The 15,298-nt window shown below is 37.9% G+C and carries 16 protein-coding genes; 11 read left to right on the top strand and 5 right to left on the bottom strand.

Annotated features, from left to right (window positions below; translation table 11 throughout):
* Window positions 1-27 precede the first annotated feature (27 nt).
* Together ACE3RB_RS08980 and gldG are read left to right on the top strand one after the other, a co-directional pair.
* Window positions 28-756 carry an ABC transporter permease gene (locus ACE3RB_RS08980; protein WP_374463918.1) on the top strand — a complete coding sequence of 243 codons (729 nt, stop codon included), beginning with the start codon at window positions 28-30 and terminating at the stop codon, window positions 754-756.
* A gap of 4 nt (window positions 757-760) precedes the next feature.
* Window positions 761-2,431: a gliding motility-associated ABC transporter substrate-binding protein GldG gene (gene gldG, locus ACE3RB_RS08985; RefSeq protein ID WP_374463919.1), complete on the top strand. Its 1,671-nt coding sequence runs from the start codon at window positions 761-763 to the stop codon at window positions 2,429-2,431.
* Between the two features lie 268 nt (window positions 2,432-2,699).
* Here gldG and ACE3RB_RS08990 read toward each other — a convergent pair whose 3' ends face one another.
* From ACE3RB_RS08990 to ACE3RB_RS09000, 3 genes are all read right to left on the bottom strand, one after another.
* Window positions 2,700-3,518, bottom strand: a complete 819-nt coding sequence (locus tag ACE3RB_RS08990; protein ID WP_374463920.1) for a DUF2314 domain-containing protein — start codon at window positions 3,516-3,518, stop codon at window positions 2,700-2,702.
* 74 nt (window positions 3,519-3,592) lie between these two features.
* Window positions 3,593-4,186: a hypothetical protein gene (locus ACE3RB_RS08995; protein WP_374463921.1), complete on the bottom strand. Its 594-nt coding sequence runs from the start codon at window positions 4,184-4,186 to the stop codon at window positions 3,593-3,595.
* Between the two features lie 111 nt (window positions 4,187-4,297).
* Window positions 4,298-4,726, bottom strand: coding sequence for a DUF4268 domain-containing protein (locus ACE3RB_RS09000; protein WP_374463922.1), 429 nt, complete (start codon window positions 4,724-4,726; stop codon window positions 4,298-4,300).
* A 150-nt stretch (window positions 4,727-4,876) separates the two neighbouring features.
* Between ACE3RB_RS09000 and ACE3RB_RS09005 the strand changes: the two genes are divergently transcribed.
* The 4 genes from ACE3RB_RS09005 (at window position 4,877) to ACE3RB_RS09020 (ending at window position 6,833) form a co-directional block, all read left to right on the top strand.
* Window positions 4,877-5,284, top strand: a complete 408-nt coding sequence (locus ACE3RB_RS09005; RefSeq protein ID WP_002980584.1) for an Rrf2 family transcriptional regulator — start codon at window positions 4,877-4,879, stop codon at window positions 5,282-5,284.
* 88 nt (window positions 5,285-5,372) lie between these two features.
* Entirely contained in the window at window positions 5,373-5,564 is a 192-nt protein-coding gene (locus ACE3RB_RS09010) for a hypothetical protein (protein ID WP_374463923.1), read from the top strand.
* 1 nt (window position 5,565) lies between these two features.
* Complete coding sequence (locus ACE3RB_RS09015; RefSeq protein ID WP_374463924.1) at window positions 5,566-6,453, top strand: sulfite exporter TauE/SafE family protein; 888 nt, start codon at window positions 5,566-5,568, stop codon at window positions 6,451-6,453.
* 89 nt (window positions 6,454-6,542) lie between these two features.
* Complete coding sequence (locus tag ACE3RB_RS09020; protein ID WP_131438555.1) at window positions 6,543-6,833, top strand: putative quinol monooxygenase; 291 nt, start codon at window positions 6,543-6,545, stop codon at window positions 6,831-6,833.
* 140 nt (window positions 6,834-6,973) lie between these two features.
* On the opposite strand, the gene ACE3RB_RS09025 is transcribed toward ACE3RB_RS09020, so the two are convergent.
* Together ACE3RB_RS09025 and ACE3RB_RS09030 are read right to left on the bottom strand one after the other, a co-directional pair.
* Complete coding sequence (locus ACE3RB_RS09025; RefSeq protein ID WP_374463925.1) at window positions 6,974-8,266, bottom strand: T9SS type A sorting domain-containing protein; 1,293 nt, start codon at window positions 8,264-8,266, stop codon at window positions 6,974-6,976.
* Window positions 8,267-8,460: 194 nt separating this feature from the next.
* Window positions 8,461-9,267: a choice-of-anchor J domain-containing protein gene (locus ACE3RB_RS09030; protein WP_374463926.1), complete on the bottom strand. Its 807-nt coding sequence runs from the start codon at window positions 9,265-9,267 to the stop codon at window positions 8,461-8,463.
* A 95-nt stretch (window positions 9,268-9,362) separates the two neighbouring features.
* Here ACE3RB_RS09030 and ACE3RB_RS09035 point away from each other — a divergent pair, with 95 nt between their 5' ends.
* Genes ACE3RB_RS09035 through ACE3RB_RS09055 form a run of 5 tightly spaced genes read left to right on the top strand, consistent with a single transcriptional unit; the run spans window position 9,363 to window position 15,296 of the window.
* Window positions 9,363-11,468, top strand: a complete 2,106-nt coding sequence (locus ACE3RB_RS09035; RefSeq protein ID WP_374463927.1) for a TonB-dependent receptor plug domain-containing protein — start codon at window positions 9,363-9,365, stop codon at window positions 11,466-11,468.
* Between the two features lie 15 nt (window positions 11,469-11,483).
* Entirely contained in the window at window positions 11,484-12,599 is a 1,116-nt protein-coding gene (locus ACE3RB_RS09040) for an HmuY family protein (protein ID WP_374463928.1), read from the top strand.
* 21 nt (window positions 12,600-12,620) lie between these two features.
* On the top strand, window positions 12,621-13,499 hold the full coding sequence (locus ACE3RB_RS09045; protein ID WP_374463929.1) for a hemin ABC transporter substrate-binding protein: 879 nt from the start codon (window positions 12,621-12,623) through the stop codon (window positions 13,497-13,499).
* Entirely contained in the window at window positions 13,483-14,523 is a 1,041-nt protein-coding gene (locus ACE3RB_RS09050; RefSeq protein ID WP_374463930.1) for a FecCD family ABC transporter permease, read from the top strand. Before ACE3RB_RS09045 ends, ACE3RB_RS09050 begins: the two co-directional genes overlap by 17 nt.
* Complete coding sequence (locus ACE3RB_RS09055; RefSeq protein WP_374463931.1) at window positions 14,523-15,296, top strand: heme ABC transporter ATP-binding protein; 774 nt, start codon at window positions 14,523-14,525, stop codon at window positions 15,294-15,296. Before ACE3RB_RS09050 ends, ACE3RB_RS09055 begins: the two co-directional genes overlap by 1 nt.
* Window positions 15,297-15,298 lie beyond the last annotated feature (2 nt).

Raw genomic sequence — 15,298 nt, forward strand, 5'->3', positions numbered from 1 at the left:
CATCCTTTTTATATCTTACAAAAAACTATGATTGCAATTTTAAAGAAAGAACTTTGGAGTTACTTTGGAAACTGGAGTGCATGGGTGATCATTGCCGCTTTCAGCCTGATAGCAACCCTTTTCCTGTTCTTTTTCGACAACGATTCTAATATTTTTGAGATCGGAATGGCCTCACTGCAGAGCTATTTCGTATTGGTACCATGGCTGTTGATGTTTATCATTCCGGCCCTTTCCATGAAGACTTTTGCGGAAGAGCAGCAGACCGGAACATTAAACTGGCTTTTCTCACAGCCGTTAAAAGTTTCAGAACTGGTTACAGGAAAATTCCTTTCCGTATGGATTGTCGGGATTCTGTGCCTTATTCCTTCACTGATTTACCTTTATACGGTATATGTTTTGGGAGTTCCTGCAGGAAATATCGATCTCGGAATGACCTTCGGAAGCTACCTTGGGTTAATCATGTTAATTGCAGCCTTTTCAGCAGTGGGAATTTTAGCCTCTTCATTATCACAGAACCAGATTATGGCTTACCTGCTGGGTGTTTTTATGTGCTTCATCATGTATTTTGGAATTGAGCAGCTGGCAAGCTATAAACTATTGGGTGGAGCTGATTTTATCCTTCAGAATATTGGCTTTTATCAGCATTTCTTAGGCTTCACAAGAGGGCTTATTGATGCTAAAGATGTAGCTTATTTTATTCTTGTCATTGGAGCTTCATTAGTATTGTCTAATCATTTTATTAACAAAAAGAAGTAGAATCATGAAGAAGTTCAATGCTAAATCTCCCCTGGGAATTTTCTTAATTGCAATTATTCCTTTGGTTATTATCCTGACGTATTCAGGAATCAGATTAGACTTAACAAAAGAAAAAAGATATACACTTTCCGATAACACCATCAAAGTACTGGAGTCCGTTAAAAAGCCTCTTACAGTAGAAGTGTATCTGGAAGGAGATTTTCCTGCAAGTTTCAAACAGTTGCAAAGCGAAACGAAGTTCATGCTGGAAGAGTTCAGAAAGATTAATCCGAAGATTGATTTTAAATTTATCGATCCTATTAAAACCAAAATGTCCCAGGATACCCTGATGGCAATGGGAATGCAGCCGTCAATTCTTCCGGATGTAAAAGACGGGAAAATATCACAGATCACCCTTTTCCCTTACGCTGTGATCAAACACGGTAATGACGGTGTTTCTATTCCTTTAGTGGTACAGCAGGCAGGAATTGATGCTGATGAGCAGCTGACAAGATCTATTGAAGGCCTGGAGTATAACCTTGTTTCCAATATTAAAAATATTGCAGCAGCCAAAAGAAAGAAAATCGGGATTTTGGTCAACCATGATGAGTTGAATCCGGATGAATTTCAGGGGTTTGTGCAGCTGGCGATGGAAAACTATGATGCAGGACCTATTATTCCTAAAAATCAGACTGAGCTTTCACTGGAAGATGTTCCTTTATTGAAACAGATGAGTGCCCTGGTAATTGCAAAACCAAGAAAAGCTTTTACGGATAATGAAAAAGTAATTCTTGACCAGTACATCATGAATGGCGGGAAAACACTTTGGATGATTGATGCAGTAAACGCTGAGATGGATACCTTAACAAGATCCAAAAAAGTAATGCCTTTCCCGATCGATATCAATATGACTGACTTCTTTTTCAATTACGGGGTGAGAATCAATCCGGCTTTGGTAAAAGACGTTAAAAAATTTGCACTATTAAGACTCGTTACAGGAGAAGTAAGCGGAAATCCTCAGTACACAAGCCTGCCATGGCCTTATTATCCTCTTGGGATTGCTGAAAACAATAATCCGGTTACTAAAAATATTAATCCTGTAAAATTTGAATTCCCGACTTCCATTGATACATTGGGAGGCAGAAAAAATATCAAAACAAAAGTTCTTTTTGAATCCAGTGAAAGAACATTGTTGAAACAGGTTCCAAACTATGTGGATCTGAAAGAAATTGCAAGCGTAGACAGTCTTGGACAAATGGAAAAACCAAGTACTCCGAAGATCTTCGCTGTAGCATTGGAAGGGAAATTCAATTCTGCGTACGCATCAAGAATTGAAAGAAAGTCTTACCCGGGATTCAAAACATCAAGTCCGGAAAATAAAATGATTGTAATTGCAGACGGAGATGTAGGAAGAAACAAAGTGATCAAAGGAAAACCGCTTCCATTGGGAGTAGATCTGTTGACGAACGAACAATTCGGAAACGAACAGTTCCTGAGAAATGCTTTGGATTATCTGTTGGATGACAGCAACCTGATGGAGCTGAGAAACAGAAACATTGAAGAAAGGCTTCTCGACAGGCAAAGAATTACTGAAGAGAAATCCACATGGCAGTGGCTGAGTTTACTGCTTCCGCTGGCTATTATCGGGCTTCTCGGAGGATTATTCTTCTGGTTAAGAAAGAAAAAGTTTGGATAAGAATAAATAAAAATTCCGGAAGATTTTTCTTCCGGAATTTTTGTTTTAAAAACTAGTATTGAGTATTTGTTTAGACTTATAAAAAATGTTGAATATTAAAAACCATTAAGAAGGATTTAAGAAATAAAGTATAGTTAAGATGAATCATTCTGATTTTTAAGCTTAAAGCGAAGCTTATCTTAATACTCTCAATAACTTAATACAATCTTAATGTTTCAATAATAAAAGTTTAAACAAATTTTGGGTTATAATACTCTTAATTAATAATTTACCCTTCCAATACCGGAATAAGATGCTCCCAGTTCAGCTGTTTTGCATAATCCAGAGCTGTTTTTCCTTTTTTAGACCGGATATTTTTATCAGCTCCTGCTTCCAAAGCAACCTGCACAGTGGTTAAATTTCCTGCAATCGTTTCTTTGTGAAGAAGTGTAAGCCCGTATTCATCGGCTTGTGTAAGCTCATCCGGATATTGCTGTAAGAACTTTGCAAATTCCTCCTTCATGTTTTTACTCATGGGATGCTCAATCAGATTTTCCGGATTTTCTTTCTGATTATTGACCAAAAGTATATCATTGAAATCTCCGAAATTAAGCTGCCATGCATTATCATGTTCTTTTCTTTCCGCATCGGACATATCAGCACGCATTTTCTGAATGGTAAATCCTCCGTAAGCTTTTGGAAGCGGAGTTGAAGAAGATGAAAACAGCCTGGAAAGCCCTTTAGGCTTCTGTACACCCGGAGTGATGGCAAAAAGCCAGTCAGTGATGTTCTCTAAAGGAATTTCAACATAATCACCAACCTGTACGTTTTTAAGGCTGTTAGGCTCATTGATAAGATATCCTCTTACATGATCCCCGTCAAAAAATATTTCATTGATCCACATATGTTCTACCAGGCTTTCTCCGGTTTCTTCATCCTGCTCTTCAAAAGCAGTTTTAACACATGATACGGTAAGCCCCGGAATAATTCTTCTGTATTCCCAGGATTGTTCGCGCCAGAAATACTTAAAAGTTTCCTGTGCTTTTTTGTAAGCTTCAATCATTTGCGGATCATTTCCGTCTGCAAAAAAAATAGGATTGTCTTCCATTTAATAATTTTATATGAGATAGGTGTAAAAAAGATTATTGTTGATATGCCTCTTTGGGAAGTAAGGCGGCTGTTTTAGCTGATGTCAGTGGATATTTGTGCCTGAAGATCCTGGAAAGTGTCATAATCATAATGAACCCAGTTTTCTTCATCATCGGGATCAGGGGTTTTATCTACAGCCAGCTCAAGTTTCCCGTCTTCCTGATAGCTGCATTCTATCGCTGCATATTTTTCACCGTTTTTGTCGTTGGTGTACCAGCATTTTATCGTTCTTTCGAGTTGTGGTTCGTGGGTTTCATTATCGATGACCTGTGAACAGATGAAGTTTTCGGGGTCGTCTTTTTTGAAAACAGTTTTAGAAATTAAGGGGAGGTCGTCTACAGATAAGGAATATAATTTATTGGTAGAAATAATAAAGCTGTCAGTGGTTTCTTTTTTTTCAATATCAAAAAAGTCAGATTTTTCTTTAAGATAATCCACTACCTGCGCTTCGTCTTCTTCGTCACTTAAAAAATAATTGATGTTGTAAACACTGTCTTCATTAATGAATTCAATTTCTTTCAGGAAATCGGTGCCTTCTTCGTAATAATACAGATGATATTCGCTTAGCTTCACAACTTTACTTTTGGAAATGACCTCTCCAAAAATGTTTTTGTACACTTTTCTCATTTTTAATCATGTTATTTTGTTTCATCTATTAGTTTAAGTGGTGTAGCAAAGATAAGTTTTCTTTTTTTATCTTAATTCGAAGCATAAAATAGTATTTATTTCGTAAGTATTCTATATATCCTTTATAAAATCCTCATATTCATAGTAAAACCGTTCAAAACCATCCATTTTGTCTACAAAGAATTCAAAAATTTCCTGCCACGTATTTTTATTAAAAATGGAAACGCCATGCTTTTCAACCCATATCCTGCTGATCACTTTACCGTTTTCAAGGGTAAAATATTCTTCCTTCTGAAAGTCTCCAACGAAATCTTTTAAAATATCTTCCAGAGACCAGATTTTCTCGTAATAAGCATTTCTGAAAATTTCATCTTTCATTTCGATATCCAGAGAAACTTCTGCTTTTTTATTGTCGGCTGAAAATTTAAATGACATGTCCTTGATTTTGGTATCATAAAGAATCCATTTTCTGGGAAATGACTTTCCGAAAGCTGTCCAAAATTCCTTTTTTAATTGCTGTGCCTCTTGTTTACTGAACATATGGCAAACATAATGATTTAATGGCAGAAAGGCAAAAATGTGGTATATAAAACCGTAAAATTACGGTTGAAAAAAATTATCTTTTACGCATTTACAGTTTCACTTTTCTCCCTTTTTCAAATATTAAACAATTTTCTTATTTTTGCTGTAATGCTTTCAAAAAAATCTCAATATGCGTTTAAGGCGCTTTCATATCTTGTAGAAAAAAGAAATGAAGGCCCGATTCTTATTTCTGAAATTGCGGAACATAAAAAGATTCCTTTAAAGTTTTTGGAAAATATCCTTCTTGAACTGAAAAAAGCGGATATCCTTGACAGTAAAAAAGGAAAGGGTGGAGGATACTTCTTCAAAGAAAATCCTGAAAATGTGAAACTGGCAAAAATTATTCGTCTGGTAAACGGGCCTATTGCCATGCTTCCCTGTGTAAGTCTTAATTTCTATGAAAAATGTGAAGACTGCAATGAAGATCACTGCGGACTTCATGATGTTCTGATAGAGGTTCGTGATGCATCCCTGAATATTCTGGAAAGTAAAACTTTAATGGATCTGGTTGACTAACCTGATCCTTTTTTTTGAATTAATAGTCTACTTGTTTTGTAGGATAAATATTTTATCAGATATTTGCGCTACTTCAAATGAACAAACTATGACTTCAAAAGAAGAAGAAAACCAATCACAAAACATCGCCCTTTCTGGTATTGCAGTCCATTTGGCTGCTGCATATGCTGTATCTGAAAAAAAAATCCACTCCGAAAGAACGGATAGCAGACAATCGCTGAATGTCTTTATTGTCAATGATAATGATCATAAAATAGTAATGGACAAAAACGGTTTATAATATGGTGATTTCAAGAAAAATTCAGGTAAGGCTTAATGTTCTTTTTGTGACAGCTGCTGTTATTTCCATCATTGTTTTTTCAATGTATGAACTGGGATATCTGGAAGAGCTGCAGGCTATCCTGGCAAAAGATAATTATATTTTTTACTGGATGCTTCTGGTAGGGGTTTTTGCAGAGATTGTTGCCGGATCAATGGGAATGGGATATGGGGTCATCTGTACCACAACACTGATGCTTCTGAATATTCCACCGCATATTGTAAGCGCAAGTATTCACTCGGCAGAAAGTTTTACCACCGCTGCAGGAAGCGTCAGCCACATCAAATTGAAAAATGTAAGTAAAAGCCTGGTGAAAAAACTGGCTGTTCCGGCTGTAATTGGTGCAATTATCGGTACGGTATGTCTTACTTATCTCGGAGAATATTACGCGAAGATCACCAAAACACTGATTGCTTTTTATACTTTATATCTCGGTTTTCAGATTTTATCAAATGCATTTAAAGAAAAACAAAGTAAAGCCCTGAAAAGAAAAACCAATCTGATCAGACTGGGCGTGATAGGCGGCTTTATAGATTCCTTTGCAGGAGGAGGCTGGGGACCTTTGGTAACCGGAACACTGATCAAAAATGCATTTACCCCAAGATTTGCTGTAGGAAGTTCTACCGTAGCCAAATTTATCCTGACCATTACCGCAGCCGTTACCTTTTTCTTTACCCTGGGGATCCAGCACTGGAATATTATTCTGGGGCTTTTGATCGGAGGGATTGTTACCGCTCCTTTCTCAGCAATGCTTACGGCTAAGCTTCCTGTAAAGAAAATGTTTGTGATAATCGGAACTTTGGTCATTGTGATGAGTTCCATAACTATTTATAAATCAGTTTTTAATTAAAAAATTATGTTCGGTGTGGAAAAATAAAAGGGGCAAAAAGATATTTGATTTTGAAAATACTTTACTTTTACATCACTAAATATTAGAACATGAATTTACATATCATTGCACTTTTTAAGTTTAATGAAAACTATCTGATGGATGCCGTAGAGCTGTTTCAGAAGCTTGTGAAAGAAACAAGAAAAGAAGAAGGCTGTCTGCAGTATGACCTGATTGAAGATAAAGATAATAAAGGAACTTTTTTCCTGATTGAGCTTTGGGAAAGTGTTGAGCACCACAACAGGCATAATGGCCAGGACCATTTGTTGGATTTCCGTAAAGATGCTTCCAAAATCATGGAGAGTTCTGCAGAAGTTTATAAAGGATTTAAAATATATTAATTGAACATTTAAAGATTTAAGAATTTAAAACTTTAAAATCTTAAAAATTTTCTCAACTTCAATAAAGAATAAAAGGCGGCTTCAATACTCTGAAACCGCCTTTTTATTAGAAAAAATAGAAAGTATTAAAAATGAAAAGTTTATTTTACGATAAGCTTTTTCGTCTCCGAGTGGCCTCCGTAACTAATTTTTACAAGGTAATTTCCTGATGGAAGGGTAGAAAGGTTCAGTTCCTGCTTATAGAAACCTGCCTGATTGGTAAGCTCTGCAGAATATACCTTTTTGCCGGTAAGATCATAAACCTCTGCATTCCCTTTGTTACCTGCTTTTTCTTTAACATCAAAAAGAACCGTTACTTTTTTATCAGCTGTTGCAGGGTTAGGATACAGACCGAAAGATGCTTTTTTCCCAACCTCGGTAATCCCTAATGTTTCAGTAATCTTCTTGTATTTGAAATACATGTTTCCTGTACTTGCTCCGCCGTTTGTGGTGAAGTACATTCTGTAGTAGTCATTTCCTTTTTTGACGTAGTATACAACATCATTTTTTACCGTTCCGATACCCTTCCAGGAATGTCCCACCGTTGTAATAGTTGATGAGAAATTCGCATTGGCCGGGATGGTATAACCTGCCGTTTCCTGAGTTTCCGGCTGTACCATCGCAACCTTGATATTAGGGCTTTGAATGGCCCCGGAAAGCGGATACATCTGTACACCCATATAGAACGTGTAATATTTGGTGAATACAAAATCCCATGCAGTTCTGGAGGGTTCCAGGTTCGGAACCTTTTCCCCGGTATCGAAGGAGAAATAATTGAAATAAGAATCATCTGTACCATTGGCAATGGTTCTTGTTTCAGTAGTTCCCCATGATGTACCGTTCCACTTTGAATATCTGAAGGTATATCCGGCAAACGCATCTTCAATGGCGAATTTAATATAGGTTCCTGAAGCATATTTTAAAACAAAAATTGCTTTCCCCTGAATATGGTGGTTGACGGGATTGTAAACTCCCCAGCCTGTTGAAGGAATATTAGGATTTGGAGATGTCACAGGTCCCTGTTCAAAAGCACCCTGGCTCCAGTCAGTTGTCTGATCCGGATTGTACAAAGGAGCTCCCCATGAAGATTCATTGCTGATGCTGATATTGTCCCAGTCGGCTAAATTGGTTGATGCGGTGAATACTTGGATATCTTTTGCATCATTCACTCTCGATCCGAAAGCATAGTTTGAGTTTCTGTAAAAAGCAATATCCCACGTATTGGCTGGCTGGGAAACCATATTGCCATCTGCAAGGTTCACAAATACGCGGTTCTGATATCCGCTTCCCATGGTCATATTTACCTGTGAGTATCCCAATGCGTCAGTCTGCGCTAAAACAGTCTGATGAACAGACATTGCCAGTACCGAAGCCAAAAATAGTTTTGTTTTCATAATTTATTTCTTAAATCCTTATTTGGAATGGTTCCACAAAAGTATATAATTATTTTTAATCAGTCTAAATAAAAAAATGACTTTTGTCGTGTTTCTGTTATTGTGATCATGATTAACAATGAAATCATATATAAAAAAGCCGGCAGAAATCATTCCTGCCGGCTTTCAAAAGGTAAATAATAGGCTGATTAACCTTATTTTTTAATGAATTTTGATTGAATAAGTTTTCCTTCTGCTGTTTCAATATTCATATAATAAACACCTGTCTGGAGGGTATTGATTTCAAATCTTCTTCCGTTTAACTTTCCCTCCGCTACTTTCGTGCCTGCAGCAGAATAGATCTGAATGTTCTTAGGATCTTTCTTCACGATAAATTCTAAAGCGCTTTGATCAGCATTTAAAGCAAATCTGAAATTCTCTGTTGTTTTATTGTTGTCGGATACACCTAATGAAGCTGCTGTATTATAAATTACATTATCAACCTGAATGGCTACATGGGTAGCAGTAGGTGTGAACTTAAATACGATGTAAGATCCTGTGGATGCCGGAATATTAACACTGATATTCTGTACAGTACCGATTGTCGCTACATTAATAGGATTCCCGACAGGAACAAATGTTGACATATCTGCAGGGTTGGAGGCTATTCCAATCTGAATACTTCCGGGACCGGGAGATGGAGATACCAGAGTGGTATCAAAAGTCAATGTCTTGTTTCCGGTAGGCGTTTCAATCTGTGGTGAAATCAGGTAAGAAGAACCGGTAGCATTGTTTCCTGCGTACGACTGAATAAATCTGTTGGAATCACCTGCTACAATCATTCTTGGAGGTACAGGAGGGAACTCACCGGTTATGGGTGCAACAATAGCAGACCATCCAAACTGAGGGAAAGTGGTATTCCCGACAGTAAAATTATTGAAATTTTCATTGATGCTGGATACCTGGGCATTAACAGTTAAAGCTGTAAACATCAGAGTTCCGAAAAGTAATTTTAATTTCATGAGATTATTTTTATTTAGAATTATTCCATAAAAATATATATTTATTTTTAATGAGTCTAAATAAAGTTTTATATTTGTCGAAAATTTGTACCCTTATGAAGAAGAAAGTGCTTTCCGTTCTGACGTTATCCATAGCCTTATGGATGAATGCACAAGAAAAGGATTCTCTTTATCAAAAGAAAATTGAAGAAGTGGTTATTACAGGACAGTACATGCAGCAGTCCATTAACAAATCGATATATAAGGTTGATGTCATAGACGCAGAACAGATTAAAAATATGGCAGCCACGAACGTTGCCGAGGTTTTGAATCAAAGTCTTAACATACAGATCACTCCCGATACCCGTTCAGGAAATTCCACTGCCAATATCATGGGACTTAACGGAGATTATGTAAAAATCCTTATAGACAATATTCCGGTAGTAGGGGATACAGGACTGGGCAGTAATATTGACCTTACCAAAATTACCTTAAGCAATATAGAAAGAATTGAAATTGTAAAAGGAAGCATGGGTGTTGAGTATGGAAATGGTGCTGTTGCCGGGGTTATCAACATTATTACGAAAAAGACGGGTACAAAAAAAATAAGTGTAAGAGGTTCATTGCAGGAAGAAACGGTAAGAGACAATTATGACCTTAAGAAAAAAGGTAACGGCAGACATATTCAGAACCTGAATGTAGATTATAATATCAGTAATGAATGGTTTGCCAGCATCAATTTCAACCATAACCAGTTTATGGGATATGAAGGAGAAAGCAAAGGCTACAAATATTTCGGACAGGACAATCAGAGAGGCTATGAATGGAACCCGAAAGACCAATACGATGCATCAGCATTACTCAGATACACGAAAAACAAAACAACATTCTTCTACAAGCTGTCTTATCTTAATGAGAAATTCAATTTCTACAATCCGGAGGTCAGCAGAAATCCTCTGAATGACGGAGCAGGCGGAGTTTCCTATGAAAGCAGAGACAGAAGATACAATACAGACCGCTGGATTCATCAGTTTAATATTCAAACCAACCTGGGACATATCCGATATATGGGAGATTTCTCTTATCAGAACCAGGACAGAAAATATTATGATTACAATTATGATATCCCGAACAGACAAATAAAGAGCCGTCAGGAGGAAAAATCTTATTACAAAACAGATGTAATCTACTCAAGAGGGATGTTCAGCAATTTCCTGAACAGCAAAGTTTTTGATTTTCAGTTAGGATATGAGCTGGATTACACCAACGGTTATGCTGCCCTGATCGCAGGAGACTTTCTGGGTGAAGCAGTAAAAAGAAAAATATTTACCTATTCCAATTTCCTTTCTGCAGAATGGAATGTTTCAGACAAATTTTCATTGAGACCGGGAGTAAGGCTTTCTTTGAGCGAAAATTTTAACAATCAGTACAACTACTCTTTATCAGCAAGATATAAAACTTCTGAAAATTCAAATCTAAGAGCGGTTATAGGATCGGCCAACCGTTTTCCGAAATATGATGAGCTGTATACCTATTTTGTTAATCTTAACCATGACGTTCAGGGAAATCCGGATTTAAATCCTGAAAAAGGATTCTCTGCAGGACTTTTCTGGAACCAGAACTTTTCTGCAGGCAATGGCTGGAAAATCGCTTATGGAGTTGATGCATTATACCTTGATGTACGGGACAGGATTGAAATGGTGATGGTAAAAGAGCCTTCCACCTACAAATACATGAATCTTGATACCTATAAAAATTTGTTATTCTCTGCCAACGTAGATTTCAGAAAAGATCAGTTTGCCCTGTCTTTGAGGGGATCAGTAAACGGAACATCCGTATCGATGAATGATTTAAAATCTTCTTCTCCTACAGATTTCCAGTATCTGGTTCAGGTAGGAGCTTCAGCAACCTACAAACTGAAAAGTACAGATACCAATTTTGCCCTTTATTACAAGTTCACAGGTCCGGACAGAATGTATGTTTCAGATGGAGCAAGCGGGTTCCGGCTTGGAAAAGTAGACAGCTTCCACATGATGGATTTCATCGTGAGCCAGCCTTTCTGGAATAAGCATTTTGAAATTTCCGCCGGAGTGAAAAATATATTTGATGTAACGAGATTGAACTCAACCGCAGTGGCAGGTTCTGCCCATACGGCGGCGAGTGGTTATATTAATTTATACTATGGCAGAAGCTATTTTGCCCGACTAATGTTTCAATTTTAATAATAAGTTACTGTTATGAAGTATTTAAAAATATTGTCTGTTCTTTCCGTTATGGCTGTCACACAATCCTGTCTCTCTGCAGATGAAGATCCGGTTCCGGTTCCTCCAATGACGGGGTCGGAAGTAAGCGTGAACATCGGAGGTCCTACAGAACCCAATCAGGTGTGGATCGACTTAAGTGACTACACCAGTCCGGCCGTTAACCGCAGAACAGATTGGGACCTTGGTTTTTATACTGGAGATGAATTCCGTGTGATCATGAACGGATCTCTGGCTATGACGGTGATCAAAATTCCCAACGTTTCAGACATCAGTAAAGTAAAAGAAGCAGATATATCAAGCCTGAAAGACATTGCTCAGGTAGGAACCTTTGATGCTGCCAATATGCAATATGTCGATAATCCTGATGGAAATTTTCTGACACAGACTTCAGGAATTGATGCCATCAAAGAAAATGATGCCGATAATCCGGTATATCTGATCAATCTGGGGAGAGAAATTCCTTCCGCAGCCAATATCGGAGCAGGTTCAGTCTCATTGTCCGGAGATCCGAGAGGATGGAAGAAAATTCAGATTCTGAGAGCCCAGAATGGATACAAAATCCGTTATGCTGACGTGAATGCAGCAGAAGCAGATATCAAAGAATATATCATTACTAAAGATACAGAATACAGCTTCTCATTCTTCAATTTGAAAACAGGAGCTCCGGTAAAAATTCAGCCTAAGAAAAAAAACTGGGACCTTGCGTTCACAACGTTTACCAATGAAGTGTTCATGGGACCTGCAACCAGTGCAGGAAGCTATTTTTATGCTGATTTTGTGACGACTAATACCCTGAATGGTGTGGGAGCTTATCAGGTAAGTATTACAGGAAATCTTGATGCGGCTTACAGCGCATTTAAATTAAAAGATGTTGAACATGCAAAATTTGTGTTCAATGACCAGCGGGCCATTGGTGACAAGTGGAGAACCACTACGGGAACAGCAACAAATCCGGTTCCGTTTGTATATTCAGACCGTTTCTTTGTATTGAAAGATGCTGAAGGTTTCTATTTCAAGCTGAGATTCAACACCATGAAAAATACAAAAGGCGAAAGAGGATACACCAATTTTGAATTTGAACCTTTATAAATAATCAAATAATAGTATATCATGAAAAAATTCATCCTTGCAGCTTCTGTTCTTGTCGCAGTATATTCCTGCAAAAAGGTAGAAGCAGGAGCAAAAGAAAATACTACAGAAGCTACTTCTGAAGCACCAAAAACCAATAATAAAATAGTAACATTAAATGGTGGGATTACTGAAATCGTAGCTGCTTTGGGACACGAAAAAGAAATCGTAGCAACCGATGTTACCAGTACGTATCCAGCCTCATTAAAAGCTACTGCAAAAGATTTAGGGCACATGAGATCAATGACGATTGAACCGATCATGGCTGTAAATCCTACTTTGATCCTGGCTTCTGATAAAGATATCAACCCGGAACTCATGGGAAAAATCAAATCTTCAGGAATTCAGACTGAGGTTTTCAAACAGGAATATACCGTAGCAGGAACCAAAAAACTGATCGAACAGGTTGCAAAAGCGATCGGAAATACAGATTATCAGAAATTAAATGACAAGATTGATGCTGATCTGAAACAGGTACAGCCCATTGCTAAAAAACCAAAAGTACTGTTCATCTATGCCAGAGGTAATATGCTGATGGTAAGCGGTAAAAATACACCAATGGCTTCACTGATCACTCTTGCAGGCGGAGAAAATGCCGTAACTGATTTTGAAGATTTCAAACCATTGACACCTGAGGCAGTTGTAAAAGCCAACCCTGATGTATTATTCTTCTTCGAAACAGGATTACAGGGCGCAGGAGGAAATGAAGGAGCCCTTAAAATGCCGGGAGTATCACAAACCAATGCCGGTAAAAATAAGAAGATCATCGCAATGGACGGAGGTTTAGTATCAGGTTTCGGACCGAGACTGGGAGAAGCAGCAGTAGCATTAAATAAACTTTTAATTGAAAACACAAAGTAAACTATACTTTTATCTTATCATAAGTGCAGTACTGCTTATTATGATAGCAGTACTGTCACTTAATACCGGAGTTTATGATTTCGGAGGGAATTCCCCGTTCATGATCCTGTGGCAATTTATAAAAGGAGATCCCGGTTTATCGCTGAGTGATCAATATGTGATCTGGGACGTAAGAGCAGCCAGAATCGTTATGGCTATTTTAATTGGAGGAATGCTTTCCGTTTCGGGTACGAGCCTTCAGGGACTTTTTAAAAATCCGTTAGCAACCGGAGATTTGATTGGTCTTACATCAGGAGCAACACTGCTGGCGGCCATTGCGATTGTTTTGGGAGGGCATTTCAAAGAATATTTTCCTGAAGCTGTACAGTTTTCGCTGGTGGGAATCTCAGCTTTCGCAGGATCTTTTTTATCCATGATGCTGGTATACAAAATTTCAACAAGCGGAGGAAAGACAAATGTAGTGATGATGCTGCTTACCGGAGTGGCGATAACCGCAATCGGTTTCTCCATTACCGGATTCCTGATCTATATTTTAAAAGATGAACAGCTCAGGGATTTAACCTTCTGGAATCTGGGAAGCCTGGCTGCTGCCACATGGACAAAGAATATTATTCTGGCTGTGGTCATGATTATAGCTTACATCATTTTATTACCCAAAGGAAAAGCTCTGAATGCCATGATGCTGGGAGAAAAAGATGCACAGCACCTTGGTATCAACGTGGAGAAGCTGAAAAAACAGATCATTATCACAGTGGCTTTAATGGTGGGGACATGCGTAGCATTTTCAGGAACTATTGGTTTTGTAGGATTAATTGTACCTTATATCTTAAGGCTTTTATTCAAATCCGATAATACCTTTATCCTGCCTTTATCAGCGATGTGTGGAAGTATCTTGCTGCTGACGGCAGATACATTCAGCAGAAGTATTGTAGCTCCGTCCGAACTTCCGATCGGAATTCTGACTGCATTGATGGGAGGACCTATCTTTATTGCTATTTTGGTTAAATTTAAAAAATCACTATAATGATCAAGGCACACCAGATTAATTATAAACATAAAGAGTTCCGTATCCTGGATGGGGTAGATGTCTCCCTGGAATATGGCGAATTTTTAGCCATTGTAGGTCCGAACGGAGCAGGAAAGTCAAGCCTTCTGAGTGTTTTGGCAGATGAAGTGAAATCCGGAAAGCAGAAAGTATTATTTAAAAATAAGCCTATTCAAGAATGGAACGTGAAGGAGCTTTCAAAGCATAAGGCAAAATTTTCACAGCACAACAGCAATGATATTCCGCTTGATGTAAAAGATGTCGTTATGATGGGCAGGTATCCTTATTTTGAAGCTCAGCCTGGAAAAGAGGATCTTGAAGCAATGAATAATATGCTGTATGAAACCGACATTTTCCATTTAAAAGACAGAGATTATAATTCTTTGTCAGGAGGTGAAAAACAACGGGTACATCTTTCAAGAGTAATGGCGCAGTTACAGAACGACATTACCCATAAGCTGGTTTTTCTGGATGAACCTCTGAATAACCTCGATATAAAGCATCAGTATAAAGCGTTGGAAATCATCAGAAAGTTTACAAAACAAGCCAACAGTGCCATTGTTGTTTTGCATGATCTGAACCTTGCAGCTCAATTTGCTGACAAGATTTTATTAATGAAATCAGGAAAAGTTTCCGCATATGGAACCCCACAGGAAGTTTTTACGGCAGAAAATATCAGTAAAGCCTACAACTTTCCGTGTACCATCTGCGGCCATCCTATTACAAATAACCCAATGATCATTTTTGGATAACC

Source organism: Chryseobacterium sp. (assembly GCF_041914225.1).
In the GTDB taxonomy this organism is placed as follows: domain Bacteria; phylum Bacteroidota; class Bacteroidia; order Flavobacteriales; family Weeksellaceae; genus Chryseobacterium.

Excerpts from the sequence above, each read along its gene's own strand:
- ACE3RB_RS08980 (WP_374463918.1), top strand. The coding sequence starts at position 28 with ATGATTGCAATTTTAAAGAAAGAACTTTGGAGTTACTTTGGAAACTGG.
- gldG (WP_374463919.1), top strand. The coding sequence starts at position 761 with ATGAAGAAGTTCAATGCTAAATCTCCCCTGGGAATTTTCTTAATTGCA.
- ACE3RB_RS08990 (WP_374463920.1), bottom strand. The coding sequence starts at position 3,518 with ATGGAAGACAATCCTATTTTTTTTGCAGACGGAAATGATCCGCAAATG.
- ACE3RB_RS08995 (WP_374463921.1), bottom strand. The coding sequence starts at position 4,186 with ATGAGAAAAGTGTACAAAAACATTTTTGGAGAGGTCATTTCCAAAAGT.
- ACE3RB_RS09000 (WP_374463922.1), bottom strand. The coding sequence starts at position 4,726 with ATGTTCAGTAAACAAGAGGCACAGCAATTAAAAAAGGAATTTTGGACA.
- ACE3RB_RS09005 (WP_002980584.1), top strand. The coding sequence starts at position 4,877 with ATGCTTTCAAAAAAATCTCAATATGCGTTTAAGGCGCTTTCATATCTT.
- ACE3RB_RS09010 (WP_374463923.1), top strand. The coding sequence starts at position 5,373 with ATGACTTCAAAAGAAGAAGAAAACCAATCACAAAACATCGCCCTTTCT.
- ACE3RB_RS09015 (WP_374463924.1), top strand. The coding sequence starts at position 5,566 with ATGGTGATTTCAAGAAAAATTCAGGTAAGGCTTAATGTTCTTTTTGTG.
- ACE3RB_RS09020 (WP_131438555.1), top strand. The coding sequence starts at position 6,543 with ATGAATTTACATATCATTGCACTTTTTAAGTTTAATGAAAACTATCTG.
- ACE3RB_RS09025 (WP_374463925.1), bottom strand. The coding sequence starts at position 8,266 with ATGAAAACAAAACTATTTTTGGCTTCGGTACTGGCAATGTCTGTTCAT.
- ACE3RB_RS09030 (WP_374463926.1), bottom strand. The coding sequence starts at position 9,267 with ATGAAATTAAAATTACTTTTCGGAACTCTGATGTTTACAGCTTTAACT.
- ACE3RB_RS09035 (WP_374463927.1), top strand. The coding sequence starts at position 9,363 with ATGAAGAAGAAAGTGCTTTCCGTTCTGACGTTATCCATAGCCTTATGG.
- ACE3RB_RS09040 (WP_374463928.1), top strand. The coding sequence starts at position 11,484 with ATGAAGTATTTAAAAATATTGTCTGTTCTTTCCGTTATGGCTGTCACA.
- ACE3RB_RS09045 (WP_374463929.1), top strand. The coding sequence starts at position 12,621 with ATGAAAAAATTCATCCTTGCAGCTTCTGTTCTTGTCGCAGTATATTCC.
- ACE3RB_RS09055 (WP_374463931.1), top strand. The coding sequence starts at position 14,523 with ATGATCAAGGCACACCAGATTAATTATAAACATAAAGAGTTCCGTATC.